The following is a 25,340-nucleotide window of genomic DNA, read 5'->3' on the forward strand; positions in this document are numbered from 1 at the left end:
CACCTCGCCCAAGGAGTGAAAGGTGAAGGGCGGGGGCAAGGCCCCGGTGCCGGAAGTGGGTAGGAGTCAGGCCCAGAGGGGCTTGTTTCTTCTGGGCCCATGCTTTAGTCTGTAGGTTACGATCCCGCGAGGACGACCTGAGGAGGAGACCGGGGACCCGGTAGCACAGCGCCGGTGAGCCTGGCGGCCCCTCCTCGCAATGAGGTGAGATTTCCGTGGCCTTTTCGGTTTCCAACGCAAGTGCAGCCACGCGCACGCGTCTGCGGACCCGCCGTTCCTTCTCACGAGTCAGCGGCATGTGCGCAACCTGCCTGGATGGCTGCCCAGGCTACTGCGAAGTCGGCGTGTCGTCCTTCCGGGGGACAGACGCGCTGTACCCGCAGCCCTTTGGTCCGATCACAGCCGGAGCGGAGAAGGACTACCCGATCAGCTACTCCTCCTTCAACATCTGCGGCACGACCTTCGGCGCGGTAGGCGTGCCGGAGGACTCGGACGAGGCAGTGTTCACGAAGGTGGACCTGGGGGTCACCCTGGGGCATGACGGTGCCATCCGGCTGGCTCTCCCGATCATCATCCCGGCTCTGGGGAGCACCCAGGTGGCCGAGGACAACTGGACTGGTCTTGCGGCCGGCGCCGCCCTCACCGGTACGCTGCTGACCATTGGCGAGAACGTGTGCGCCATGGATGACGAGGCCGAGTTCACGCGCGATCCCGACCCGGTGGTGATCCAGTCACCGGCTCTGCGGCACCGGATTCGCACCTACCGTGATTGGCAACGGGAGGGTATGGGCGGAATCGTGCTGCAGGAGAACGTGGAGGACCGTCGTCTCGGCGTGCTTCGGTACGGCATCCAGGAGCTCGGCATCGAGATCGCGGAGCTCAAGTGGGGGCAAGGGGCCAAGAACATCGGCGGTGAGGTGAAGGTTGAGACCCTCGCCAAGGCCCAGCGGCTGAAGCGACGCGGTTACTTCGTGCTCCCGGACCCGGATGATCCCGGCGTTCAGGGGGCTTACGAACTGGGTGCCGTCAAGGAGTTCGAGCGCCACTCGCGGATGGCCATGGTGAGCGAGGAGAGCTTCGTGCAGCGTGTGGCCGAGATTCGCGAACTGGGCGCCAAGTACGTGTTCCTCAAGACGGGCGCGTACCGTCCGGCCGACCTTGCGCGGGCCATCAAGTACTGCTCGGTGGCGAAGATCGACGTGCTGACGATCGACGCGGCCGGTGCGGGGACGGCGATGAGCCCCTGGCGGATGATGAATGAGTGGGGTCTACCGCCGATTGAGATGATCACGCTCGCGCGCAGCTATGTCGACCGGCTCGCGAAGCGCGGCGAGTATGTGCCGGACCTGGTTGTTGCCGGAGGCATCGCCTTCGAGGATCAGATCTTCAAGGCGCTGGCCCTCGGAGCGCGTCACGTGAAGGCCGTCGGCATGGCCCGGGCACCGATCTGCGCGGCTCATGTGGCCAAGAACATCGCCAAGGAGATCAAGGCAGGGCACCTGCACAAGTCACACGCGCGCTACGGAGACACGCTGGACAGCATCTTCCTGTTCTACCATGAGCTGAAGCGCAGACTGGGGCCCCGGATGGAGGAGCTTCCGCCCGGAGGCATCGGCCTGTACCACTACTACATGCGGCTTGCCCAGGGGCTGCGGCAGCTAATGTGTGGCACGCGCAAGTTCGCCCTGGAGCACATCACCCGGGATGACATCTTCGCCCTCACCCGGGAGGCGGCGGAGCTTACCGGGACGCGCTACGTGATGGATGTGGACAAGGCCAAGGTGGACGAGATCCTGGGGTAGCGGCAGGCGAAGGTGGAGGACAAAGAGAGCCGGATAGGGTCATATTGCCCTATCCGGCTCTTTGATTCTGACGGGACTGCGACGGGCTGAGCGCTGCAGCGGCGGCTATCCGCCGGTCGCTGCGGGTATCGTCACGGTGATCTTCTGGGTGTCCTCCGCCTTGTTGTTGGCGTCCAGCAACTGGGCGGTGATCGTGAACTCGGTAACGAAGTTCGCGAAGAAGTCGCTCAGCAGGTCGAGGGTCTTCGTCTTCCAGACACCGTTGGCGTCGGCGGTCACGGTATCGCTGCCCACATTATGGCTGCCGAAGAAGTCGTAGGCCGTCACAACGCGGACCTGCCGCCCCGGAGGCGCCTGCCCACTGACCTCGATCTTGGAGGCCTTCAGGGCTTCCTTGTCCTTGGGGCTCAGCAGCGCCAGCTTGGTTGGAAGTACTGTGGCGATATCGACCTTGGTAGCGGCTTCGAGGCTGTACTGCTTGTTCTGAAGGTCGATGAAGTAGCCGACTATCTTGGCCCCGAGGGCCTGATCGCCACGGACGACGGTGTAGCGGGCCCGATAGCTCTTCTGGTTCGCTATCGGCTGCATCTCGATCTGCTTGAAGTTGTCGCCGATGACCACGTAGGCGCGCTTTCCGTACTCGGTGACATCCATGGTGATAGTCAGCACAGCACCCACGCCGAGAACCCCGGTGGCGTCATGCTGGATCGCCTTGAGCTTGCCGCCGGCGGTAACGGTGCCACCGCGGACGGTGAACACGGTGCGCAGTGTCTTCTGATTGCCGGCGAGGTCGAAGAGCGCGAGGTCAACGCGGTGCTCCCCGGCGGCGAGGTTGGCGGCCTGATAGCGCAGTTGCTTGTCGGTCACCTGCGCCTGCTTGGTCACGTTGGCATCGTCGAGTTTGAGCACCGTCTTCGTGGTGTCGATGCCGCTGCCGGTCTCGTCGCCGTACTGGAAGGTGATGAGCGGCGAGGCAGTGGCGGTCTCGGCCAGGTAGTCGGGCGAGACGCTCAGGACGACCGGCTCGACGGTATCGATGGTGACCGTCTGGGCGCCGGTCACGGCTGCCGCGTCAACGTTGCGCACCTGCAGATGACCGACGACGGCGGCCTTCGTGACGTCATCGCCGGCCTTGACGGTGTAGGTGCCCGTGTACTCCCCTGCCGGAGCCTCGCGCAGCAGAATCCCGACCACCTTGTCGCCGAGGTCGACGGTGGCGATACCGCCGGTCGTACCGCGGACTCGGAGCGTGAGCTTGTCGCCCACGTTGAGTGGGGCAGCGTAGTCGGTGGTTACGAGCTGGATCTGCGGCGCCGTCGTGGTGGGTGTTGTTGCCGTGCCTGACTCCAGGACGAGGGCGACGATGGCCTTATCCGCCGGGTTCAGGGTGAGGGTGACCTTGTCTCCGCGCCTGAGCAAGGCGCTATCCAGGGCTGCACCGTCGGCGGTCTGGAGGGTGGCACCCGCGGCGAGGCTGAAGATCTGGCCGTCCGTCAGGAGTACGCGGCCACCACCGATGGCCTGAATGGTCCCGGTGACCTGCACCCGGGAGACCAGGATGCCGGTGATGCGACCGTTCTTGTCGAGAGCGTATTCGATGCTGTCGCCGACCTTGAGCGCGGAGGCCGTTGCCGCCTGGACGGTGCCGTCGGCAGCGGTCTGGTAGTACTGGAGGGTGTCGGCACCAATGTAGGCGGCGGCCTGGTCACTACCCTCGGGCTTGATCATGAAGAAGGGCGGCGTGCCCGGGTAGTACTGCACCAGCGTGGCCTTGAGGGTACCGGCGCCCAGACCGACCATGCGCAAAGACAGCTCGGCGGTTAGGGTGGTTCGGTTCCAGGCGTACTGCCCGCCGAGAGCCTCGACCAGTCCCTCCGCCTCGAGGTAGACGACGTCACCCAACTTCACCGGCGCACGATCGAAGGTGCCGACCTGGGTGCCGAGCTGGAAGGGTGTCTGGTTCAAGGCGAAGGTCAGGATCGCATTGCCGCGGCGGAGGGTGAAGCGGTTGTTGGTTGCGTCCGCAGTCAGCTCGCCGCCGATCGTGTCGATGAAGTCGCCGAGGGATACCATGACGACGCCCGCGATGAGCAAGGGCGGATTCGTGAGTGCGCTAAGAGTCTGACCGTTGAGCGAGACCAACGGAGGAGGAAGGGCAACCGCTGCTGTCGTGGCCTGCTGGGCGAAACTCGGAAGTGCGGAGATGACCAGGAGGGGCAGCAGCGTCCAGGCAGTTTTGGGGCAATGGAACATGGTGGGGCCTCCTTCCCAAAGCGGGGACGACAATCAGGGTGTTACGGGTGACTGAGAAACTAAGGGGCGACCGCCGATACGAGAGCCTCCAGGCGTGCCCTGCCTACGGCAGGATACTTCGCGCTCCGGCGTCCCCTTCCTCTGCAGAAGTGGAACAAGGAAGGAGCCTGACGGTTGAGACCTGACCCGAGACGGGTTCTCGGCGGCGCTGCCGGGGCCAAGTCACGCGGGGAGTTTACCCCAAGGGGGTCGTCTGTCACACCTGTGGGCCAGGTGCGAAGGGGTAAGGACGGAGGGGTTCAGTGGAGGGGCTGCGGATGCTGCTTGAGCCACTCGTCGCAGAGCTGCCGGGCATCCGGTCGCTCCTGAAGGGCTGCGACGAGGTCGTACACCACGGCGGCTCCCGATTGCTCGAAGTAGACTTCCTTGATGGCCTGCAGCACAGTGGCAGGGGGCAGCAGGTCGGCGGCGATCATCTGCTTGAAAGCCTCCCGGGCCGCCGCATGGCCCGGTTCGCGACACAGGGCAACAGCCAGATGCCACAGGGCGTCCTCCGGCTTGCGAGCATCCCGCAGAAGCCCGGCCAGGAGCACGTGATCGTCGGCCACGCCGCCCTTGCTGACCTGAATCGCACGGCGCAGGGAATGCATGGCCGCCGCGGGCTTGCCGAGCGCGACCTGGGCCCGAGCCAGCGTGTAGAGCAGGACACGGTCATCGCGCCGCTCATCGGGGATGCGGGCAAGGGTCTCCTCGGCGACCTGCGGCTGGCCCTGGAGCAGCGCAAGGGCAGCGATGCCGGTGGCGATACCCAGGTCGTCGGGGTGCTGTCGGCTGAGTGCCTGGAGTCGCACCGCCTCGACCCCGGCACGCTGCATGACCTGACTAAGCTGCGCGGCGGCGACCCAGAAGGCGGGGCTGCCTGTCTCGGCTTCTGATAGTGTCAGGAGGGTCTCCTGCTGCTCGCGGACCAAGTCGGGACGCACCTGCATCTCCGCCAGCAGAGCGACGATCCCGGCCGTCGAAGTCACTGGCTCCAGCAGGCGCCCCAGAGGGTCCAGGGCACGCTCGGGCGTCACCGACGGCAGGTAGAGACGGACAAGCCGGCGGAGAGCGGTCTCCCGGAGCGGCGTACGCTGGGCCAGACCACGGAGAAGCTGGTCGGCATCCGCGAGGTTCTCGGCGCCACCGGCCTGCGATAGGAGCTGCGCAGCCGCGAGCCCGAGGGTCGGGTGATCGGGATGCTGGTCGAAGAGCACCAGGAGACGGCGGCCACCCTCGGCCTCACGATGCAGGCGACCACACAGATCGACGAGAAGGGTTGTGGCCGTGTCCTCGGGCACGGAACTCGGCAGGAGGCGCTCGAGGAGGGTGATGGCCTGCTCGGTGCGACCGCCTCGAACACCGATCAGGGCCAGCGTGCGGCACGCGGCATCCGTCATCGGACCGGCCAGGGCCACCTGCTCGATCTGCTGCCAGGCCTCCTGGTGGCGATCGAGGTAGCAGAGGGATTCGGCCAGGGCCACTCGCGCCTCGACAAGCTTGGGCTCGCGTGACAGCAGAGCGGTGAGCGTGGCGACGGCCTCGGTGTCCTGCCCGAGAGCCTGGTACGCGGTCGCCAGCCCCAGAGTGAGACGAGGCGAAGGCTTCGGACCGCCCAGAAGAGGCCGGTACAGCTCAATCGCCTCCGGGGCGCGTCTGGCCTTGACCAGCAGCCGACCAAGCTCCTGCGCGACCGCGGTCTCGTTCTGGTTGCCACGCTTCAGCAGGTCGCGCCAAGTCGAGATGGCGAGGTCGAGATTGCCCAGGTCCTCGGCCAGGAAGGCCACCTTGAGGTAGGCATCGGCAGGCGGATTCGGCGCACGCAGTGCCTCGCCCGCCTCGATGAGCGCCCGGTCCTTGCGGCCACGCTCAACGAGGACATCGACGACGGCCATGCGAGCGGTGAAGTCGCGGGGAGACAGGGCGAGGATCCGCCGCAGGTAGTTCTCGGCGCGTGAGAGATCGGGAACCTGTCGCGCATAGGCCGCCGCACGCTGCAGCAGCTTGACCTCGACGGGATGGGAATCCAGCCCGCGATCGAGGGCAAGAAGGGCGCCGGTCAGGTCACGGTTCTGTTTGAGCGCCTCGGCCAGCGCCAGCCAGTACTCGGACTTGTCGGGGGCGAGACCGGCGGCACGTCGCCAGTTGGTGATGGCTTCCGGTCGCTTCCCAAGGCCTTCGTAAGCGCGGGCCAGACCCGCATACGGCTCCCCGGAAGTCGGCGCCAACTCGGAGGCGAGCTTGAACTGCTGCAGTGCCGCCTCGAAGCCGGCCTTCGACAGGTAGGCATCACCAAGCTGCAGACGCACTCGCAAGGCATCGGCCGGAGGGAGTGACAGCGCCAGACGCTCGCGGGTCTGCAGAGCTTCCTGCGAGAGGTTCAGGGCATCGAAGGCGGCAGCGAGAGTCGTGAGCACGCCCCGGTCGGGAGGATTGAGGGAGGAGAAGGGCATCAGGGTCTGCACAGCCTGCAGGGGCTGCTTCGTGACCAGTTGGAGGCGGGCCATTTCGGTGGCGGCAGCGGCGGAATCGGGCTTGAGGCTGAGGGCCTGCGTCAACCAGCGGAAGGCCTCGGTGTAGTTGCCGACCGCACCGGCGGCCTTGCCCAACTCGAAGGCCAGGGCAGCGTCCTGCGGGCTTAGTTGCACCGCCAGGCGCAGGGGTTCGAGAGCCTTGCGGGGATTGCCGGCACCCATGTAGGCGCGTCCGAGTCCGGCCAGGGCAGAGACATCGCGGGGAACCGCATCGACGGCTACCCGGAAGGCCGCAGCCGCTTCGGGATAGCGGTGCAGGGCCAGCAGGGCCAGACCGAGACCCTTGCGAGCGTCCAGGGCATAGGGCTCCCGGTCGAGGACGCGCTGGAAGTGGGCCACAGCGCTGCGGTAGTCGCCGGTGTTGTAGTAAGTCAGCGCGAGGTTGTAGCGTGCGTCGTGGTTGCCGGGGTCAAGGGCAAGCGCCTGCTGAAAGAGGTCAAGGGCCTGGGCGAAGAGGCCGGCACGAGCGCGGTCAACGCCCTGCGAGACCAGAAGCGAGACCTGCGCGGCTGCCGGTGAGGTCGCCTGTGGCTGGGCCAGAGCGCAACCCGGTGAGACGGTCAGCAGCAAGAGCGCGAGCAGGCGATACACAGGCACCGAGGGCCAGGTCCGCGCCGATAGGCGGTCTTCGACTCGACAGCGCCGGAGGTACCGGCGTCGAGACTCGGCGGCAGCGGCGACGGTTGGCCCTGCGGAGCCCTGCATTCCGGGTCACGCCTTCTTGCCGTACAGCTCCTCCGGCGTCATGAGGCGCTCGGCGCAGACTTCCCACTGGCCGCCGCGCCACTCACGGTAGAAGCAGCTTGCATAGCCGTCATGGCAGACCGGGCCGACGGGATCGACGCCGACCAGCAGGCCGTCGGCATCGCAGTCGGTGCGGATCCACTTGACGTGCATGACCTGGCCGGAGGTCTCGCCCTTCACCCACAGCTTCTGCCGCGAGCGGCTCCAGAAGGTGGCGAGGCCGGTCTCCTCGGTCTGCTTCACGGCAACGTCGTTCATGTAGCCCAGCATCAGCACCGCGTTGGTCTCGTGGTGGACGACGATCGCCGGGATCAGGCCGTTGCTGTCGAACTTGAGGATCGAGATATCCATGGTCGGTTGTCCTAAGCTTGGTGTCGGCCAGGAGGGCCTTATTCGGTGATTCGCACCGGTACGCCACGGGCGGCGAGTTCGCGTTTCACGTCGGCCACAGTGACCTCGCCGAAGTGGAAGATGCTGGCTGCGAGGACGGCATCAGCCTTGCCCTGCACGAGCGCCGCGTACATGTGATCGACAGAGCCCGCGCCGCCGGAGGCGACGACCGGAATGGAGGTGTGCTCGGAGATCCGGCGCAGCAGCTCGATGTCATAGCCGGTCTTCATGCCGTCGGCGTCCATGCTGGTGATGAGGAACTCACCGGCGCCCAGCTCCTCAGCTCGCCGGGCGTACTCCAGGGCGTCCACCTCGGTCGGCTGGTGGCCGCCGTGGGTGTGGATACGCCACTCGATCTTCGCGTCGGGATTGTAGCCCAGGTCGGAGTCGTCGCGGTCGGGGCTCGGAACACGCCTGGCATCGATGGCGACGACGATGCACTGGCGACCGAAGCGCTCGGCGCCCTGGCGGATGATGTCGGGGTTCTCGACGCCCGCGGTCATGATGGAGGCCTTGTCGGCCCCGGCGACGAGGATCTGCCGGATGTCCTCGACGGTACGGACGCCTCCGCCGACGGTGAAGGGGATGAAGATCTGCTCGGCGGTGCGGCGGACGATGTCGAGCATGATATCGCGGTGCTGCAGGGAGGCGGTGACGTCGAGGAAGACCAGCTCGTCGGCGCCTTGCTCGTCGTACCGGGCGGCTTGCTCCACCGGGTCACCGGCATCGCGGAAGTTCAGGTACTTGATGCCCTTGACGACGCGACCGTCGGTCACGTCAAGGCACGGAATCACTCGTTTGGCCAGCATGGTTCAGTTACGCTCCTGCGAAGAGTCCGCGTCAGGGTTTGAGGCCAAGTGCCGTCATGGCCTCGCCGACCACGTAGAAGGAACCGGTGACGCACACGGTACCCGCCGAGCCGGCGATCTCAAAGGCTCGTCGGCAAGCCTCGGCGACACTGGGCAGCACTTCGGCCTCAGACCAGGCTGGACCGCCTCGCTCACGAAGGAGATCGGCGTCCAGAGCGCGGTCGAGGTTTGCACGGGTCAGGAGGACCTGGGCTCCGAGACCCGCCAGGCGGTCGGCGAAGCCCGCAATGTCTTTGTCCTCCGACATGCCGATGACCAGGACCAGAGGCCCCAGGTCAAGGTATTCGGGGAGTGCACGGGCCAGCGCCTGGGCCGACTCGGGATTGTGGGCGCAGTCGAAGACCAGGTACGGATGTGCCTGCCGGATATCGAAACGCCCCGGCCAGCGGACCTGGCAGAGCCCTCGCGCAACGTGCTCCCACCTGATAGTGTAGCCGCGCAAGGCCATTTCATCAAGGAGGCCCAGCGCAACGCCAAGATTCGTGGCCTGATGAGCGCCCAGAAGGCTGCTTCGGACCTGCCACTGCGTGCCCGGACCGGCGAGGCGACTCTCGTGACCACTGGCGGAAGGCCAGAGGACCTCGAACTGGTCGAGCGGCAGAGCGAGGCCGGAAGGTCCGGTTCGGGCGGCTCGCTGCGGCGGCTCAAGACGCTTGATGATCGGCCCCTGCACCAGCGGCGCGCCAACACTCTCGGCGACCTCGGAGATCGCGCTGAAGGCTTCGCCCTGCTGACCTCGGGCCACCACCAGGGGCACGCCGGGCTTGGCAATGCCCGCCTTCTCCCGGGCGATGGCGTCGAGGGTATTGCCCAGAATCGCCGTGTGGTCAAAGCCGATGGTGGTGATGGCGCTCACCAGCGGGTTCACGAGGTTGGTGGCATCGAGACGTCCGCCGAGGCCTACCTCGTAGACGGCGACGTCGACTTCCTCGGCGAGGAAGTGCAGGGCGGCGATCCCGAAGTAGGCCTCAAAGAAGGTGCAGGGAGAGAAGCCGCCGGTGGCTCGGACTTGCTCGAGGACCGGCTGAACCTGGGACACAAGCCGGGCCATTGACTCCTCGGAGACCGGCTCACCGTTGACACGGACACGCTCGCGGAAAGAGACCAGGTGCGGGGAACTGAAGAGCCCGGTGCGGTAGCCGGCCTCACGCAGCACTCGCTCGACCATGGCCGCCGTGGAGCCCTTGCCCTTCGTCCCGGCGATGTGGACGGCGGGGACTCGGAGGTGCGGATCGCCCAGCAACTCGGCGAAGCGCCGGGCTGAATCGAGACTCACGGTATCGGCGAAGTGGCGACGGAATCCGAGCCGCTCGAAGTCGGTCAAAGCCTCAAGATACTCGACGGCCTGCGCGTAGTTCATGGGTTGGAGGACCTGCCTGCCTGGACGGGACTTCGAGGCTCGAAGTCGCTGCCGCCCGGAGCCTTCAGGCGTGGACCTCCTCGCGCAGATCGACGGAGCGAGGCACCCGGACCATCGCAGCGAAGATGCCCATGATCACGGAGTTCACCGCCGCAGCGACGAAGACCCACTCGTAGCCGTACTTCGCCCACAGGAGGCCGCCCAGGGAAGGGACGGTCATCGCAACCAGGTGGTTGATGGTGACGCCGACCGAGAGACTGGCGGTGAGGTCGTCCTTGGTCTCGGCGATCTTGGACATGTAGGTGTCGCGAGCCATCTCCAGGGCGAAGAGGAGCTGGTCCATGACGTAGGTCACGAAGACGATCAGCAGGGCGGCCTTCGGCCCCAGCCCGAGGTGCTCGGCGGTACCATAGCCCAGGCATACGATGACCAACAGGACGGCGTTGGTTAGCATGATCTTGCGTTCGCCGAAGCGGTCGACCATGTGCCCGAGGAACTGGTTGAAGGGTATGCCGATGAGTGAGGCGATGATGGCGAGCTTGGCGAAGGCGGAGGGCGGCTGGCGATAGACGGTGACGATGACCCAGCGCCCGAAGGTGAGGAAGGCCTGCTTCCGGGCTCCGAAGAGCACGTTCAGCACGTAGTAGAGCCAGTACTTGCGCTTCAGGACGAAGCTGGGACGTTTCTCGTGGGCGCCGATGGTCTTGAGCAGGTGGAAGAAGATGCCGGCCCCGACACAGGCAATCGCGGCGATGTAGAAGGTGAGGTCAAACTGCCACTCGTCGATGGGGCGGATCATCCCCTCCTCGACGGGGCCGCCCTGCCCGAACTTCTGGAAGACGATCCAGACGATCACTGCGCCGATAATGGAGCCGATGATCCCGACTGCACCAACCTGGCCGAGGCGACGGGCGCGCTTGGTCTGACCACCCAACTCCATGGTGAGGGAGGAGCGCACCGGCATGATGAGGTGGCTGCCGACTCCCCAGAAGATGGTGCACAGCAGCATCAGCCACCAGTTGCTCCCCTTCAGCCCCAGGCCGACCATGCCGATGGCCGTGACCCAGGCGGAGAAGCCGGCCAGGTGCGTCTCAGGCATCCAGGACAGAGCGCCCATCAAGGGGGCGTTCAGCAGCCCTGGGAACTCGCGGATGAACTCCAGGTTGCCGCGAACCGTGGGCGAGACCTTGAACTGTGCGAAGAGGTAGTTGTTGTAGGTGTTCTCGAAGACGCCACTGCACACGGAGATCAGCAGGATGGCGACGAGGTACTTGGGCAGGTCGGGATGGATGGCTTTCAGACGTCTGTGGAAGCGTCTGATCATGATACGGAACCAGTGTGGGGCTCGGCCGCAGGTACGGGCGACAGATCACCCGCAGGCCGAGCCCTGGAAATGCACTCTTCCCGCGCTGCCTCTCTGGGCCTGCGCAGGAGGGTGGTGCAAGGTTGTGAGGGTTACCGGCAAGAGACAGCCCGAACTCGCGTCATCGTGCAAGCGTGCAGGCCCGGCTGCTACTCGCCAAGCGCCTCGTGAGATTCCTTGAGCTGCTGCATGATGGGGATCTTCTGCGGGCACTTGGGCTCGCACTGACCGCACTCGACGCAGGCATCGGCGCCCATCAGACCACGGCGGTTCTCCGGCCCCAGTCGGCGGTAGATATGACGCGCATGGTCGGTGAGACCCCAGACGCGGTGCATGTTCATGGCCGAGAAGATCTGGGGGATACCGACGTTGTTGGGGCAGGGCATGCAGTAGTTGCAGCCCGTGCAGTACAGGTCGGCGAGCTTCTTGTTCTCCTCCAGCGCCTGGCCGATGCGCTGCATTTCCTCGGCGCTGAGTGCTTCGTCGCGCGAGGCCGTGGCACAGTTCTCCAGCACTTGCTGCATGTTGCTCATGCCGCTGAAGGCGATGGTGACGTTGGGGTTGGCCAAGACGAAGCGCAGGGCCAGCTCCGCGGTGCTCGAGGAGTCGACGATGCCCTCGAGACGCTCGGAGCGACTGCCGAGGCGTCCGCCGCCAACCGGTCCCATGATCTCGACGCCCAGGCCCTTCTCGTGAGCATAGGCGATGGCGTCCTCGTACTGGCGGTCGAGGAGGTTGTACTGGACCAGGAAGCCCTCGAAGAAGCCCAGGTCGATGAGCTTGATCAGGTTCTCGGGCTTGTCGTGGCAGGAGAAGACGACGTGCTTGAACAGACCCTGATCCTTGGCCTTCTGCATGGCCTCGATGGGTCCGCCGGGCTTGGAGAACTTCTCCCAGGACTCCCAACCGAGGCTGTGGACGATCTTGTAGAAGTCGATGTAGTCGGTGTCGAGATCTTTGAGGGACCGCTCCATACGCTGCCACCAGCCGTCGGCAGTCTCATCCTGCAGAGGGTTCTTGGTGGCAAGGTAGATCTTGTCGCGGCCAAACTGGCGGGCGGCACGACCGACCATCCGCTCGCTCCAGCCGTCGCCGTAACCGTAGGCGGTGTCGATGTAGTTGATGCCCAGCTCCAGGCCCTTGACCATGCAGGCCACGGCCTCGTCTTCCTCTTTCGGAAGTCGCATGGCGCCGTAGCCGAGGGCGGAGACCGTCAGCCCCGTCTTGCCGTATTCGCGGTATTGCACAGTCGTGTCACCTCAGCTTCTCGGTTGATCGGTACAGAACACCAGTAACCAGGTTATACCTTATCACAGGCCTCCAGGGAGCGCAACAAGCGGCGGTTGTGCAAGTGTCCAGTGCGATGGCCGCTGATGGCGCCCCACACCGGGCGTCCGAGGAGGTACAGGTCGCCGAGCATGTCCATGATCTTGTGCCGGGCGAAGGCGTCGGGCAAGGTCGGCGGCGCGGAGTAGTGGTCGCCGTAGATGACCAGGCAGTTCTCCTCGCTTCCACCCTTCAGGATGCCGGCCTCGATGGACTGGCGCAACTCCTCCGCCGGGGCGAAGGTGCGTGCGGCAGCCAGCTCGGCGCCGAAGCCTGCCTGGGAGACGGTGAAATCGGCCTCCTGATGGCCGATCATGGGGTGGTCGTAGTGCAGCTCGTAGCAGAAGCGCGGGACAGTGGAAGGCTCGGCGGTGATCCAGGGCGCGGTCTCGTGCTCCTCGCCAAGGAGCACCGGCGCTTTCACCTCCACAGGGGCGATGGGGTCGTTGAAGGAGACCACGCCGGCCTGGCGGATCAGCTCGTACCACATCCGCGCGCTACCGTCGAGAAGAGGGACTTCCGGCCCGCTGACCTGCACGGTGAGGTCGGTAAGGCCCGCCACATGGAGGGTGGCCATGAGGTGCTCGACGAACAGGGTAGCATCCTCGGCGCAGGTGCCGATGGCCGTGCAACTGGGAAGGTCAAGGGCGTGGCTCAGGTGCAGGGGCAGTTGCAGGTCCAGGTCGGTGCGCTCAAGCAGGAGGCCCTGACCCGCCTCCGCGGGAAGCAGACACACGGTAACGTCAAAGCCGGCACGGACACCGAGGCCGGTAACCGGGCCGGCAGGCTGCGCAAGGCTTCTACGGACGGGATCAGCCAATCGCATGGCCGTGCAGTATATCCCAGTGTTCGGAGGCGGTCAAAGGGCACAGCGTCCCCCGTGTTGCGGCCGTACCACTAGATGTCATCAGCCTGCAGTATGGGGAGGCGGAAGCCCGAGTGCACCGCCATCACACCGACCACGTCCTCCGGGCTGACGATGTAGGACTCGGTCATCTCCGCGTTGTCGCCCTTGAGGTAGATGTTGCCGTAGATCTCGACGACGACGCGCTTGACGACCGGCTGGCTGTCCCCCACATTGGCCAGCACGACGCTGCCGACTTTGTAGGGACCGCGGACGAAGACAGCCTCCTCGCCATGGTCGAGCGTTGGCTCCATCGAGATGCCATCGACCTGGGCGACCCGCAGGAGCGGACGTGAGCTGTTGATCATGGCGAAGTTGAGCAGGGCAAGAGCCCCCACGACGATGATGGTCAGCTTGACAACGGTCAGTAGATGACGAAGGATAGCAAGGAGTCTCATGTGTTCCACCCACACTCCATTTCCGAGGGTCGCTTCCGGTTCGCCAGGCAGCGGGCGCAAGGATAGGTAGCGTCGGTTGCCCGAGTGATCTCAGGCCGGCGGGATCGGAAGCGTGAGAAACGAAACGACCCTAGACGCGTCGGAAGGTGCCAGGAGCAGCCCCACAGCCAGCACAACCACAAAGGAGCGAAGCCGAACTTACCTCGAGGCACGGACTGTATCGTAGCAGCTACAGGTTTCGAGACGGTCTCGTACGGGACAAGGTTCACTGGTTACCCAACAAGGGCGATTGGACGTGGCGAGAAGGGGAGGTGCCTGGAGGGTCGAAGTGGGTTTGGTTCGGTCTTGGCCTTGACGACAACCGTGGGTTCTGCAAGGATACTCTTCCGCAGGCCGTCGGCGGGTCCCTGGACCGATGGCCCCGGTATGATGAGGAGCGCGTGGACTGAGCTATGCCCTTACCTGTTGTCGCAATCGTAGGCCGCACCAATGTAGGAAAATCGACCCTCTTCAATCGCTTCGTCGGGAAGCTGAGCGCCGTGGTGGAGGATTTCCCCGGGGTGACACGGGACCGGCTCTATGCTCGGGCGGAGATCAACGTTCGGCCGGTGACGCTGGTGGATACCGGCGGACTGGTCGGCGGCGAGGGCGACATACTCAATGAGAAGGTCAACCGCCAGGCCGTGCAGGCGCTGGAGGAAGCTGACCTGTTGATCGTCTTGATGGATGGCCGCGAGGGGCCGACGGCGCAGGATCACGAGATCGCCGAGATCGTGCGTCGCAGCGGCAAGCCCTTCGTGCTCGCGGTCAACAAGATGGAGCGACCGTCGGCCGACAGCTATGAGTTCTACGAGCTGCGGCTCGGCGAGCCGATTGAAGTCTCGGCCGAGCAGGGGTTCGGAATCGTTGACCTGGAGGACGCCATCTGCGATCTGCTCCCGAAGGAAGTGGAGGAGGAGGCCTGGCGGGAAGGTGAGATCGGGATCGCGGTCGTCGGGCGCCCGAATGCGGGCAAGTCGGCGCTCATCAATGCCATTCTGGGCGAAGAGCGGCTGATCGTCAGCGACACGCCGGGAACCACGCGGGACGCTGTGGACACCTGGGCCGAGTTTGACGGGACGCCGATTCGCCTGGTCGATACTGCGGGTCTGCGCCGCAAGGGCAAGCGCAGTCAGGGCACGGAGTTCTTCAGCTCCCTGCGAACGATGCGGGCCCTCGAGCGTTCGCACCTGGCGCTGGTCGTAGTGGATGCGATAGAGGGGATCACGGCCCAGGACGCCCGCGTGGCGCTGGAAGTGTATGATGCCGGGCGGGCCTGCATCGTGGTGGCGAACAAGTGGGACCTGGTGCTGAAGGCCTCCTTCCCGGAGGACGCTGCCCCGGAGGATGCGCGCTCCCGTCAGAAGCACGAGAAGACCGTTTGGAATGACTTCGTGCGGCTGGCGCGTCATGAGCTGCCCTTCTTGCAGTATGTGCCGATCGTGCCGACCTGCGCTCTGACCGGCGAGGGCATCAGCGAGCTTCTGCCAATGTGCAAGAAGGTCTTCGGGCAGTTCGACCTGCGCGTGGACACCGGTCCGCTGAATCGGTGCATACGGCGAGCGACGGCTCGACACGCTCCACCGACTCGGGGCGGTCGGCCCCTGCGGGTGATGTATGCCACGCAGGTGCGGTCACGACCGCCAACGATCGTGCTGTTTGTCAATGAGCCGAAGCTGATGCATTTTTCCTACGAGCGGTACTTGCTGAACGCGATTCGCCAGGAGTTCGGGTTCGAGGGAACTCCTGTGAAGCTGCTGCTGCGCGGACGTAAGCAGGAGGACGGCGAGCCGTCCTAAGGACGACGGGGCGTCCTAGGGACGACGGGGCGTCCCAGGAAGAGGAGGCTCTGTCACAGGGGAGGGTGCCCAACTCCGCGCAAAGGAGACGCAGTCATCTTGGTCGGCACTGCCTTTGCCGCACTAGTCCTGGCATATCTGCTCGCCGGCATTCCCATTGGTCTGTTGGTGGGGCGCAGTCGAGGCATCGAGGATATCCGCAAGTACGGGAGCGGCAACATCGGCGCGACCAATGTGCTGCGGGTGCTGGGAGTGAAGGCGGGGCTGGCCGTCTGGGTGTCGGACTGCATGAAGGGCGTCGTGCCGGTGCTGCTGGGGCGTCATGTGTTCGGGCTTGAGGGCTGGTGGCTGGGCGCTGTGGCTCTTGCTGCGATCGTGGGGCACTGCTACTCGCCCTACCTGAAGCTCAGCGGCGGGAAGGGAGTGGCCACCGGTCTGGGAGCGATGATAGGGCTGTACTGGGCTTCCGGCGTGTGCGCCTTCGTGCTGTTTGTGCTGATCGTGGCCCGGACGCGGTACATCTCGCTGGGCTCGATCCTGGCAGCTGCGAGCATTCCGGTGTGGATGCTGGTGTTCCACATGCCGACGTCCTACGTGGTCTTTGCAGCTCTGGCGGCGACGCTGATCATCTTCAAGCATCGCGGGAACCTGAAGCGTCTGATAGCGGGCACAGAGCGCAAGTTTGGTCACCGCGAGCCGGCTACGGGGAATCCGGCAGATGGCAAGCGATGAGTGAGACGGATACACAGCGGCGGACCGTGGCGGTGATTGGCGCCGGAGCCTGGGGTACGACCCTGGCGTGGCTGCTGGGCAATCAGGGGCACAGAGTACGCCTGTGGACACGACGTCCGGAGCACGCCGAGCAGATTCGCCGCGAGGGCGAGAACCGGTCGCGACTGCCTGGGACGGTGCTGCCGCCGCAGGTGTTGGCGACGGGCGACTTGAGGGAAGCGCTGCGGGGTGCGGAGTGCGTGGTGTCGGCGGTGCCCTCTGCGCACCTGCGTGAAGTTGCGGGACGGATGGCGGGACTGCTGGATCCCGAGGCGCTGGTGGTCAGTGCGACGAAGGGTTTGGAGCCCGGCACGGGGAAGCGGATGAGCCAGCTTCTCGCCGAGGAGGCGCAGGTGAGGCCGGGGCGTGTGGTGGCGCTTTCGGGGCCGAATCTGTCGGGCGAGATCGCTGCGGGGATGCCTGCAGTGAGCGTGGTTGCGGGGTCGGAGGAATCTGGGGTTGCGGAGGGCCAGCGGCTTTTGTCGAGTCCCCTCTTCCGCATCTATGCGAATTATGATATACTCGGTGTTGAGATTTGCGGAGCCTTGAAAAATGTCCTTGCCATCGCGGCAGGAGTCAGCGACGGTCTTGGGTACGGCGCCAACGCCCGGGCAGCCCTGGTAACGCGGGGACTGACGGAGATGGGCCGGATCGGACACGCGCTGGGAGCCTGCCGTGCGACGTTCTGGGGGGCGGCCGGAGTCGGCGACGTTCTGACGACTTGCAACAGCCGACTGAGCCGCAACTGGCAGGCGGGCTACCGCCTGGGTTGCGGGAAGGCCCTGACGGCAGAAGCGGGAGAGGTCAGCGAGGCGATCGAGGGCGTGCCGACGACGGGCGCCGCGAGAGAGCTTGCGCAACGTCTTGGAGTGGAGGCGCCGATCAGCTGCGCACTGTATGAGGTCTTGTTTGAGGGCCGGGCACCCGGGGAAGCTGTGATGGAGCTTATGTGCCGGCCATGGCGGGCGGAGGCAGAGGCCTGGCAATAACGTGGGACCGCAGTCTGCGCCGCTTGTCAGAGAGCGGTGGCGGGCAAGGATAGCCACCCCCGTAGGCCGCTTGGGCCTGCGGCTATTCGAGGCTGACATAAGCCTGCATCTGTGAGCCCCGAGGCCTGCAACCGGCTGGTTTCATGGCCATGAGGGGCTGTACCTAAGGGAGGGACCAAGGTGCCCAAGACGTGGAATAAAGCCGATCTCGTTGAGGCCGTTGCCGAAAAGGCCGAGCTGAGCAAGAAGGACGCAGGCGCAGCGCTGGACGCCATCATCGCTACGGTGACCGGCGCGCTGAAGAAGAAGGACAAGATCCAGCTCACGGGCTTCGGCAGCTTCGAGGTTCGGAAGCGGAAGGCACGCAAGGCCAAGAACCTGCAGACCGGCGAAGAGATCACTGTGCCGGCGAGCTGGGTACCCGCGTTCAAGGCCGGCAAGGGCCTCAAGGATTCCGTCAAGTAACTGACGGTACAGGTAGTACCCCTTGGGATGACGTTTACCGGGCGGCGCGAGCCGCTGCGGTGATGAGGTTCGGTCGGGGCGTAGCGCAGTTTGGTTAGCGCGTTGGACTGGGGGTCCAAAGGTCGGCGGTTCAAGTCCGCCCGCCCCGACCATTATCAAAAGTCATGATGGCGTCGCAGCTTTCGGCGGCGCGAATCCTAGGCAACCCTGGGCCGCCTGCATCAGGTTCACTGACGGGCGGCCCGTTCTGCGAGTCCGGGTGAGTCGCCGGTTGCGGTCCGGGGAAAGCTCCGGGCCGGAGCCGCTTTCCGTTGCGCCTGCCTCGTGCCCGGCCTCCATCAGCAAGGGAGCTTCCCAGCATGCCCAACGACCTCGCCGCACTGACCTATGCCCGCTACGAGCGCTACCTCAACCCCGGCATGGCCGCCCTCACCAAGTTCATGGGCGTGGAGACGGTGGAGGAGAGTTCCGAGGGCTGCTATGTGACCGGCACGGACGGCGTCCGCTACCTCGACTGCCTCGGTGGGCCGGGCGTCTTCACCATGGGGCACCGGCATCCCAAGATCGTCGAGGCCGTGCAGGCGCAGGCCGGCCGCATGCCCCTGGGTAGCCACTTCTTCCTCGACCCGATCACCGCCGAGCTGGCGGAGCGCATCGCCCAGATCACTCCGGGCGAGCTGCAGTACACCTTCTTTGGTAATTCCGGCGCGGAAGCTGTGGAGGGTGCGCTGAAGATGGCGCGCGGCTACACGAAGCGACCGCGCTATGTGGCTGCCGAAGGGGCCTTCCACGGCAAGACCTACGGGGCTCTCAGCGCCTCCGGACGCGAGGCCTACAAGACGCCCTTCCGGCCGCTGATGGAGGGCTTCACGCATGTGCCCTTTGGGGATGCCGACGCCCTGGCGGCCGCCGTGGATGAGCAGACGGCAGCGGTCATCCTGGAGCCGATTCAGTGCGAGGCGGGCATTCGGGTTCCGCCGGACGGCTACCTGCGAGCGGCTCGGGAGATTTGCGACCAGCACGGAGCGTTGCTGATTCTGGATGAGATTCAGACCGGCCTGGGACGCACCGGCAAGATGTGGGCCTGTGACTGGGACGGCATCGCGCCCGACATCATGACCATCGGCAAGGCCATCGGCGGCGGCGTGATGCCGCTGGCGGCCTTCGTCGCTCGGCCCGCAATCTGGGAAGTCTTTGCCGAGAACCCCTACATCCACAGCTCGACCTTCGGCGGCAATCCCCTGGCCTGCACGGCGGGTCTGAAGGCACTGCAAGTCATCGAGGAAGAGGGCCTCGCCGCCAAGGCGCAGGAGCGTGGCGAACAGCTCCTGGCAGGAGCGCAGCAACTGGGCGCCGAATTCGGCGATATCATCAAGGAAGTCCGTGGGCGCGGGCTGCTCGTGGGCATCGAGTTCGCGAACAGCGACGTGGGCGGCCTGGTGATCGCGGCGATGTTCCAGTACAAGATCATCGCTGCTTTCGCGATCAACAACCCGGAGGTTCTGCGCCTCGAGCCGCCGGCGGTGATCACGGAGCAGGAAGTGGATTACGTCATCGACAGCCTGCGTGGGTCGCTGGAAGCAGCGGCCGGCCTGCTCAAGTCGCTGGGGGAATAGGCGTCTGTGAGTGAAGGGCTGACGCAGTGAGTGTGAGGATAGGCCTCGCGCACGGCCGTCTGGTGTGGGTGGACGTGCGCGAGGAGGATTGCGAATGGATTATGAACCGGCACTACAGTACACCCGGCGCTCTCCCCATGCGCAACGGCGTCGGCGCAGGGCCCAACAGCAGTCCACGTGCTGCGGTTGCCTTCTGGCGCTGGTAATTGTTGTTGCCGGGATCATGGCTGCCCACGGGCCGCTGACGCGGTGGCGCGAGCATAAGCAGGAGCTTCGAGACGCAGCGAACCGCAGCCGGTTGTACTTCCCCCTGGAACTGACCACCGACTCCCAATGGTACTATCGCTACAGCCTCGTCACCATCGGCCTGCGACTTCAGGACCACGAGGGGCGTCCCATCAACACACCCCAGCCGCCGCAGCTCTTCGTGAGCCACCGCGGCAAGGTCGTGGAGACGATCGGCGGGGTCGACCGTCTGACGCCGCGCTATGACCCGACGACCCGGAGCTACGTCGCTCACTGGCCGGTGCCCTGGAATGCGCCCCTCGGCGTGTACACGATTGAGACTCGCTATCACATCGGCAAGCCGGAGGACTGGGCCTGGGAGACCGTCGAAGAGCAGATGAAGCGGCAGCGTGAGGCTCGCTCGAAGGCGAAGGGCAAGTCCGAGGCGCCCAAGCCGGAGGGTGAGACCTTCGCAGTCGCCCGCGCCTCCTTTGAGCTGAAAGGCAAGCCGGCTGCCGGAATCGCACCCGGGATGTGCGCCGCTACCTGGGAGGAGACACTGCCGACCGACGGGATCCAACTCCGCCGACCCAATGGGCAGATGGGCGACTGGCGAGCGATGTACGAGTGGTGCCAGTTCATGGGGGCCGATACGCTGTGGGTGCGGGGGGCGATCACGTCCTCTGCCACCACGACGCTGACTCTCGACGAGCCCTTCGTGAAGAGCAATCTGGCTGCGATCCCGCGTCTGGCGGCCGAGGCCCACCGTCGGCAACTTCGCTTTGGCGTCTGGGCCACGGCCTACGCGACTTTGCCCGAGAATCCCGCGAGCAATCCACGCAAGCCCAAGTACCTGTGGGCGCAGGACATCTCGCGGTCTACCGGCAAGACCTCGGACACTTCCTTTGTGTCCTTCCTGGACCAGCGGCGCGTGAAGCACCTGGCCGATTTCATGGCTACCATGCAGGCCGATCCGAACGTGGACCAGGTGGGACTGGACTACATGCGAACTGAGCCGGGCTACGAGCTCAGTGAGCGGTTCGCCGAGTCCATGCCGGTGGAGCTGCCCAAAGACTGGGACAAGATGAGCAGCAAGGACCGCTGGGTGTATGTGGCGAAGCGGGCCGAGCCGCCGGGATGCTATGAGCACCCGGAGTTCTACGATGCCTGGAACTGGTACCGGTCGCACCTGGGTGCGGAGATCCTCGCACGGACTGTCCAGCGGTCGAACCTGCAGAAGCCTCTGTGGGTGTTCATGCTGTGCTGGCGCCACGGCGCGCAGCACGGGCAGGACCCGCTGATGATGACGGACGCCGGTGTGACGATGCTGGCGCCGATGCTGTATCAGACCGATGTGCGGCAGTTCGACCAGTTCATCCTGCGCGAGTGGCCATCGTACCTGCGGGCGGGCGAGACGAATCTGATGCCCGGCGACCAGGTGGACAACTACTGGCACCAGCAACTCGGGCCGGAGGAGCTCTACCGGCGAATGCTGCGGGCTCACTATGAGTTCGTTCGCGGCGGAAGGACTCAGGGCGGCTTTTGGCACGACATCAGCCGTGCGGCACTGGCGGGGAACCTGGGACCCTACTCCGGCGCCGAATGGGCACTGGCCGGTGGTGCGGCCTTCAGCAAGATCCGCGAGAGCTGGAGCACGTACCCGCTCCGGGTCAGCATGAGCGCACCCCGGCAGATCAACTTCGGTGTGCCCATGGCGATCAACGTGAAGATCGAGAACCACTCCTCGAAGGCCGTGCCGTCGATCAAGATGTCGGGCATCGCCCCGGCCGGCGTTGAGTGGGAGGACGCCCGAGAGCGACAGGTGCCCGAGCTTGGCCCAGGCGAGACCCTCACGGTGCCCTTCACTGCCCGAATCACGCAGGTGAGTCAGCAGCGCAAGAACCGCTTCATGGTGGCTTTTCGCCTCACCTGGCCCGACGGGGACTACGGCAGCGAGTTCCGCAAGGACCTGCCGCGCGTCATCATCGTGATGCAGTACGTGCAGGCCGGCTAGAGCCCAGGGCAGGACCATCGGCACCGACCAGAGGGAGATGGGACGGGGATCATGCTCGTGAAGATCTTCGGCAGGCAGAAGGAGGAGGCTCCACCCACACGGCCCGGTCACGGGGAGTTTGACGGCGTTGCGACGCACTACGACTTCCTGATGCGGCAGGTGCCGTACCGGCAGTGGGTCGATTACCTGGAGGAGATTCTGGAACGCCGACTGTCGAAGCCGCAGCGGGTGCTTGACCTGTGCTGTGGAACCGGGAAGGTCGGGGTGGAGATGCTGCGCCGGGGCTACGAGGTCTACGGCGTCGATCTCTCGGAGCCGATGGTGAGAGGCTGCGGGACGCAGAATCCGGCTTTGCCGGCAGCCGTGCAGGATGCCTGTGCCCTGGGCCTGAAGCCGGAGACCTTTGACCTGGTCGTCTCGCTGTATGATAGCCTGAACTACGTGCTGGAGCCGGAGAGGCTTCAGAACTGCTTTCAGGATGTCTACTCCTCACTGGCGCCACGCGGGCTGTTCATCTTTGACCTGAACACGATTCGTGCCCTGAGCATCGGCCTCTTCACCCAGAACAATCTGCGGAGCAAGGACCCGCTCTTGTACTCGTGGAAGGCGAACTGGGATGCCTCGCGCCACCTGTGCCGGGTGGACATGTGGTTCAACTGGCGCGGCGATGGCGTGGACCAGATATATGAGGAAACGCACTGGCAGCGCGGGTATGAGAAGGAAGAGGTCCTGGAGATGTTGAAGTCAGCAGGACTTAGTAACATCAGCGTCTTCCACGCCTTCACCTTTCGCCCGGCTGCTCGCACTAGTGACCGACTCTACTACGTAGCCCGCAAGGAGTAACAGCAGATGAAGCCGCCCAGGATCGCACAGCTCATCGCACTCGTGGGGTTGGCGGTCGGCCTGATCGGTCTCTCCGGCTGCAAGGGTGCCCAGTCCGTGGCCGGAGACACCGCTGAGGCGACCGCCAAGGCCTTCGCCGAAGCGCTGAACTCGGAAGACTACGAGCGGGCTGCGAAGGCCTTCGACTATGAGGTCTATGCCCGCGCGAACTTCGAGGACTGGGACAACATCGCTCCCAACCAGCGCCGGCAGATCGTCGGCAAGCTCGTCCAGCAGAAGGAGCAGACCCTCAGCCCCCTCAAGAAGAAGCTGGGCGGCAACATCAAGGCAGGACCTGCGCAGGACGGGACCGTGGCGCTGACCGGGGACGCAGGGACCCTTAGCCTCGAACTGAAGGCCAAAGAGGGCAAGTACTACATCGTGAACCTCTGGTAGCCGAAGGACGGACACTTTCCGCGCTCAGGTGGCGTTCTAACAAGCAGCGCAGCAGCAAGGTTCTGGTCCCTAAAGGCCAGGCAGGTCTGAGGAGAGCGAAGCTCGGCGTCGTCTCTTTCCCACGGCCGGTCGTTCTGGGGGGTGAGGTCTGATGAGCCAACTGCGGGACATTCAGGCGTGCGTCGAGGGGCAAGTGCCTTACGACCTCCCGGTGTTTGCGCTCTCGCAGGAGTTCGATGCGCGTTACGCCGGGCTTACCTACGCGGAGTACCTGCGGGACGCCGAAACCCTAGTGCGCACCCAGGAGCTGGTGGTGGACCGTTTCGGGTGGGACTGGTGCTGGCTGCACCTGGACGATACGCTGGAGTTCGAGCCGCTGGGCGTCGGTGTGGCTGCGAGCGAGAACGTGGTGCCGGCGACGGCGAGCTACCTTGCCTTTGCGCGCCGGGTGCTGCGCCGACTGACCGTCCCCGACCCGCAACGTGACGGTCGCATGCCGCTGCTGCTAGAGGCCCTGGCGGGACTGCGAGCGTCACGGGGCGAGAAGACGTGCATCACCGGCCGGGTTGCAGCGCCCTTCTCGGCGGTCACGCTGATGTTCGGGATGGCGGAGGCCTGTCTGACGATGCAAGACAACCGGCGGCTGTTCCGGGATGCCCTGCGTTTCACCGAGGAGGCCGCCATCAGCTACGGCCTGGCGCAGATCGAGGCCGGCGCTCACGCGATCTGGCTGGGTGACTGCAACGCCTCGACACACCTGATCTCCCTGGATACGTACCGCGAGTGGGCGCTGGCGCCCTGTCAACGAGTTGCGGCGGCCTTCAAGGACGCCGGGGCCTGGGTGTTCCTGCACAACAGCGAGGAAACGGTGGCTGGACTGAGGGCGCAGGCGGAGACGGAACCGTCGATCCTGAGCGTCGGACCGGGGCTGGACATGGCGAAGGCCCGCAACGCCCTCCCGGACCAGCCGCTGATGGGTAACCTCGACCCGCTTCGTCTGCTGCAGCGTGGCAGCGCCTCACAGGTTGCGGCGGAGACCGACCGTCTCGTACGAGTTGCGGCCGGTGGCGGGATGATCCTGAACAGCGGGGAGTGCGTGCCGCGGGACGCCAAGCGTCCGAACCTGCACACCATGGTCGACACGGCCAAGAAGATCTGGAACATCGCCCACGCGCGAGTCTAGAGTTGCAGGCACAAGCTCAGAAGGCAGTTGGGGCTGTCGGGCAAGCCCTCTCCCCTATCCTCTTGCCCACCCTTCCCGTGTTGTCTCTACCGCTCTTCCCTGGCGTTCTGCAGCGCGTTCTGCGCGATGCGCAGGAGGTCTTGAGGACGCTCGATCGCCTCGAAAGTCGGGGCGAGAGCCACCGGATAGCGATTCCAGCCTCGACGGTAGAAGACAAAGGGCGCAAAGGGTCCGGCAAAGCCTCCCGGGATCTGGAACACGACCCTGCCTACCTGGGCGCCCTTTGCCGTGATGCCGCTGACCTCGCGCAGCTCGGTGGCGGCCAGGACGGGAGACTTGATGCCGGTGCGGATCAGGACACGCTGATCGGTGAGGGCATACTCGGTGTTCGGCCAGAGGCGGTCCGCATACATGGCCGGTGCCATCACAATCACCAGGCCCACAATCAGGAAGGGGATGTTGACCAGGAGCAGGAGCGGCAACTGCGGGCCCCAGTCGAACGCCATGCCCTGCGCTCGGCCCACGGTGTAGACCACGACCGCGAAGAGGCTCATCCCCAGGGGCAGGAGGGTGAAGAGGGCGCCCATGCAACTGATCGGCCACATCCTCCAGCGGAACTTCTCGCGGATCGGGCGTCCCTGCCACAGGATTCGCTCGCCCTGGCGCAGGAAGGAGGACAACTGCTCGGTGGCGGGATCGGGGCTGAGATCGCTCATGGTCGATCCTCCGGTCGAAGGGAGAGCAGCGCGGGAAGCAGGCAGTCATGCTTCGACTTCTTCGAGCAAACAGCGGCATGGTAGTAGAAGGCGCCCCTCGGAGGCAAGAGGGCAAAGGCACCTCACCCCCTTTGTCCCCCTCAATGAAATGGCCTGTCAAGAGGGCGGGGCGAGCGGGTGTGTCCCTAGCCGTGAGACGTGCGTCCATCGCCGTTGGCCATGTGTATACATGGCCACGGATTTGCGGTTACGCCTTTGGCGGC

General features: G+C 65.3%; 20 protein-coding genes and 1 tRNA gene. 11 read left to right on the forward strand and 10 right to left on the reverse strand.

The window, feature by feature from the left end; all coding sequences use genetic code 11:
• Window positions 1-296 precede the first annotated feature (296 nt).
• Window positions 297-1,802 (forward strand): glutamate synthase-related protein, encoded by a 1,506-nt coding sequence (locus tag ABFE16_00670; GenBank protein MEN6343785.1) that lies wholly within the window; start codon window positions 297-299, stop codon window positions 1,800-1,802.
• A gap of 105 nt (window positions 1,803-1,907) precedes the next feature.
• Here the strand turns inward: ABFE16_00670 and ABFE16_00675 are convergent, their stop codons facing one another.
• The 9 genes from ABFE16_00675 to ABFE16_00715 all read right to left on the reverse strand — a co-directional run bounded on the left by ABFE16_00675 (window position 1,908) and on the right by ABFE16_00715 (window position 13,982).
• Window positions 1,908-4,055: a stalk domain-containing protein gene (locus ABFE16_00675; protein MEN6343786.1), complete on the reverse strand. Its 2,148-nt coding sequence runs from the start codon at window positions 4,053-4,055 to the stop codon at window positions 1,908-1,910.
• A 299-nt stretch (window positions 4,056-4,354) separates the two neighbouring features.
• Window positions 4,355-7,333 (reverse strand): tetratricopeptide repeat protein, encoded by a 2,979-nt coding sequence (locus ABFE16_00680; protein ID MEN6343787.1) that lies wholly within the window; start codon window positions 7,331-7,333, stop codon window positions 4,355-4,357.
• Window positions 7,334-7,339: 6 nt separating this feature from the next.
• Entirely contained in the window at window positions 7,340-7,723 is a 384-nt protein-coding gene (gene hisI, locus ABFE16_00685) for a phosphoribosyl-AMP cyclohydrolase (GenBank protein MEN6343788.1), read from the reverse strand.
• Window positions 7,724-7,761: 38 nt separating this feature from the next.
• Window positions 7,762-8,571 carry an imidazole glycerol phosphate synthase subunit HisF gene (gene hisF / locus ABFE16_00690; protein ID MEN6343789.1) on the reverse strand — a complete coding sequence of 270 codons (810 nt, stop codon included), beginning with the start codon at window positions 8,569-8,571 and terminating at the stop codon, window positions 7,762-7,764.
• Between the two features lie 31 nt (window positions 8,572-8,602).
• Window positions 8,603-9,991, reverse strand: coding sequence for a folylpolyglutamate synthase/dihydrofolate synthase family protein (locus ABFE16_00695; protein ID MEN6343790.1), 1,389 nt, complete (start codon window positions 9,989-9,991; stop codon window positions 8,603-8,605).
• A gap of 64 nt (window positions 9,992-10,055) precedes the next feature.
• Complete coding sequence (locus ABFE16_00700; GenBank protein ID MEN6343791.1) at window positions 10,056-11,315, reverse strand: MFS transporter; 1,260 nt, start codon at window positions 11,313-11,315, stop codon at window positions 10,056-10,058.
• A 188-nt stretch (window positions 11,316-11,503) separates the two neighbouring features.
• Complete coding sequence (locus ABFE16_00705; GenBank protein ID MEN6343792.1) at window positions 11,504-12,601, reverse strand: aldo/keto reductase; 1,098 nt, start codon at window positions 12,599-12,601, stop codon at window positions 11,504-11,506.
• A gap of 53 nt (window positions 12,602-12,654) precedes the next feature.
• The gene (locus tag ABFE16_00710; protein ID MEN6343793.1) at window positions 12,655-13,506 is read right to left on the reverse strand and encodes a UDP-3-O-acyl-N-acetylglucosamine deacetylase; all 852 of its coding nucleotides are present in this window, start codon (window positions 13,504-13,506) and stop codon (window positions 12,655-12,657) included.
• A gap of 71 nt (window positions 13,507-13,577) precedes the next feature.
• Window positions 13,578-13,982, reverse strand: coding sequence for a S24/S26 family peptidase (locus ABFE16_00715; GenBank protein MEN6343794.1), 405 nt, complete (start codon window positions 13,980-13,982; stop codon window positions 13,578-13,580).
• A gap of 452 nt (window positions 13,983-14,434) precedes the next feature.
• On the opposite strand from ABFE16_00715, the gene der reads away from it, so the two are divergent.
• The 10 genes from der to ABFE16_00765 all read left to right on the forward strand — a co-directional run bounded on the left by der (window position 14,435) and on the right by ABFE16_00765 (window position 24,361).
• Entirely contained in the window at window positions 14,435-15,820 is a 1,386-nt protein-coding gene (gene der, locus ABFE16_00720; GenBank protein ID MEN6343795.1) for a ribosome biogenesis GTPase Der, read from the forward strand.
• Window positions 15,821-15,919: 99 nt separating this feature from the next.
• Window positions 15,920-16,552, forward strand: coding sequence for a glycerol-3-phosphate 1-O-acyltransferase PlsY (gene plsY, locus ABFE16_00725; GenBank protein ID MEN6343796.1), 633 nt, complete (start codon window positions 15,920-15,922; stop codon window positions 16,550-16,552).
• On the forward strand, window positions 16,549-17,580 hold the full coding sequence (locus ABFE16_00730; protein ID MEN6343797.1) for an NAD(P)H-dependent glycerol-3-phosphate dehydrogenase: 1,032 nt from the start codon (window positions 16,549-16,551) through the stop codon (window positions 17,578-17,580). Before plsY ends, ABFE16_00730 begins: the two co-directional genes overlap by 4 nt.
• A gap of 180 nt (window positions 17,581-17,760) precedes the next feature.
• Window positions 17,761-18,045, forward strand: a complete 285-nt coding sequence (locus tag ABFE16_00735; protein MEN6343798.1) for an HU family DNA-binding protein — start codon at window positions 17,761-17,763, stop codon at window positions 18,043-18,045.
• 74 nt (window positions 18,046-18,119) lie between these two features.
• Window positions 18,120-18,197: transfer RNA gene (locus tag ABFE16_00740), tRNA-Pro, on the forward strand.
• Between the two features lie 207 nt (window positions 18,198-18,404).
• On the forward strand, window positions 18,405-19,661 hold the full coding sequence (locus tag ABFE16_00745) for an aminotransferase class III-fold pyridoxal phosphate-dependent enzyme (GenBank protein MEN6343799.1): 1,257 nt from the start codon (window positions 18,405-18,407) through the stop codon (window positions 19,659-19,661).
• 94 nt (window positions 19,662-19,755) lie between these two features.
• On the forward strand, window positions 19,756-21,900 hold the full coding sequence (locus ABFE16_00750) for a hypothetical protein (protein ID MEN6343800.1): 2,145 nt from the start codon (window positions 19,756-19,758) through the stop codon (window positions 21,898-21,900).
• A gap of 51 nt (window positions 21,901-21,951) precedes the next feature.
• Entirely contained in the window at window positions 21,952-22,743 is a 792-nt protein-coding gene (locus tag ABFE16_00755; GenBank protein MEN6343801.1) for a class I SAM-dependent methyltransferase, read from the forward strand.
• Between the two features lie 6 nt (window positions 22,744-22,749).
• Entirely contained in the window at window positions 22,750-23,178 is a 429-nt protein-coding gene (locus ABFE16_00760; GenBank protein ID MEN6343802.1) for a hypothetical protein, read from the forward strand.
• 151 nt (window positions 23,179-23,329) lie between these two features.
• Window positions 23,330-24,361, forward strand: a complete 1,032-nt coding sequence (locus tag ABFE16_00765; protein MEN6343803.1) for a uroporphyrinogen decarboxylase family protein — start codon at window positions 23,330-23,332, stop codon at window positions 24,359-24,361.
• A gap of 86 nt (window positions 24,362-24,447) precedes the next feature.
• Here the strand turns inward: ABFE16_00765 and ABFE16_00770 are convergent, their stop codons facing one another.
• Window positions 24,448-25,077, reverse strand: a complete 630-nt coding sequence (locus ABFE16_00770) for a hypothetical protein (protein MEN6343804.1) — start codon at window positions 25,075-25,077, stop codon at window positions 24,448-24,450.
• Window positions 25,078-25,340: the final 263 nt, after the last annotated feature.

The sequence above is a fragment of the Armatimonadia bacterium genome, assembly GCA_039679385.1.
Taxonomy (GTDB): Bacteria; Armatimonadota; Zipacnadia; order Zipacnadales; family JABUFB01; genus JAJFTQ01.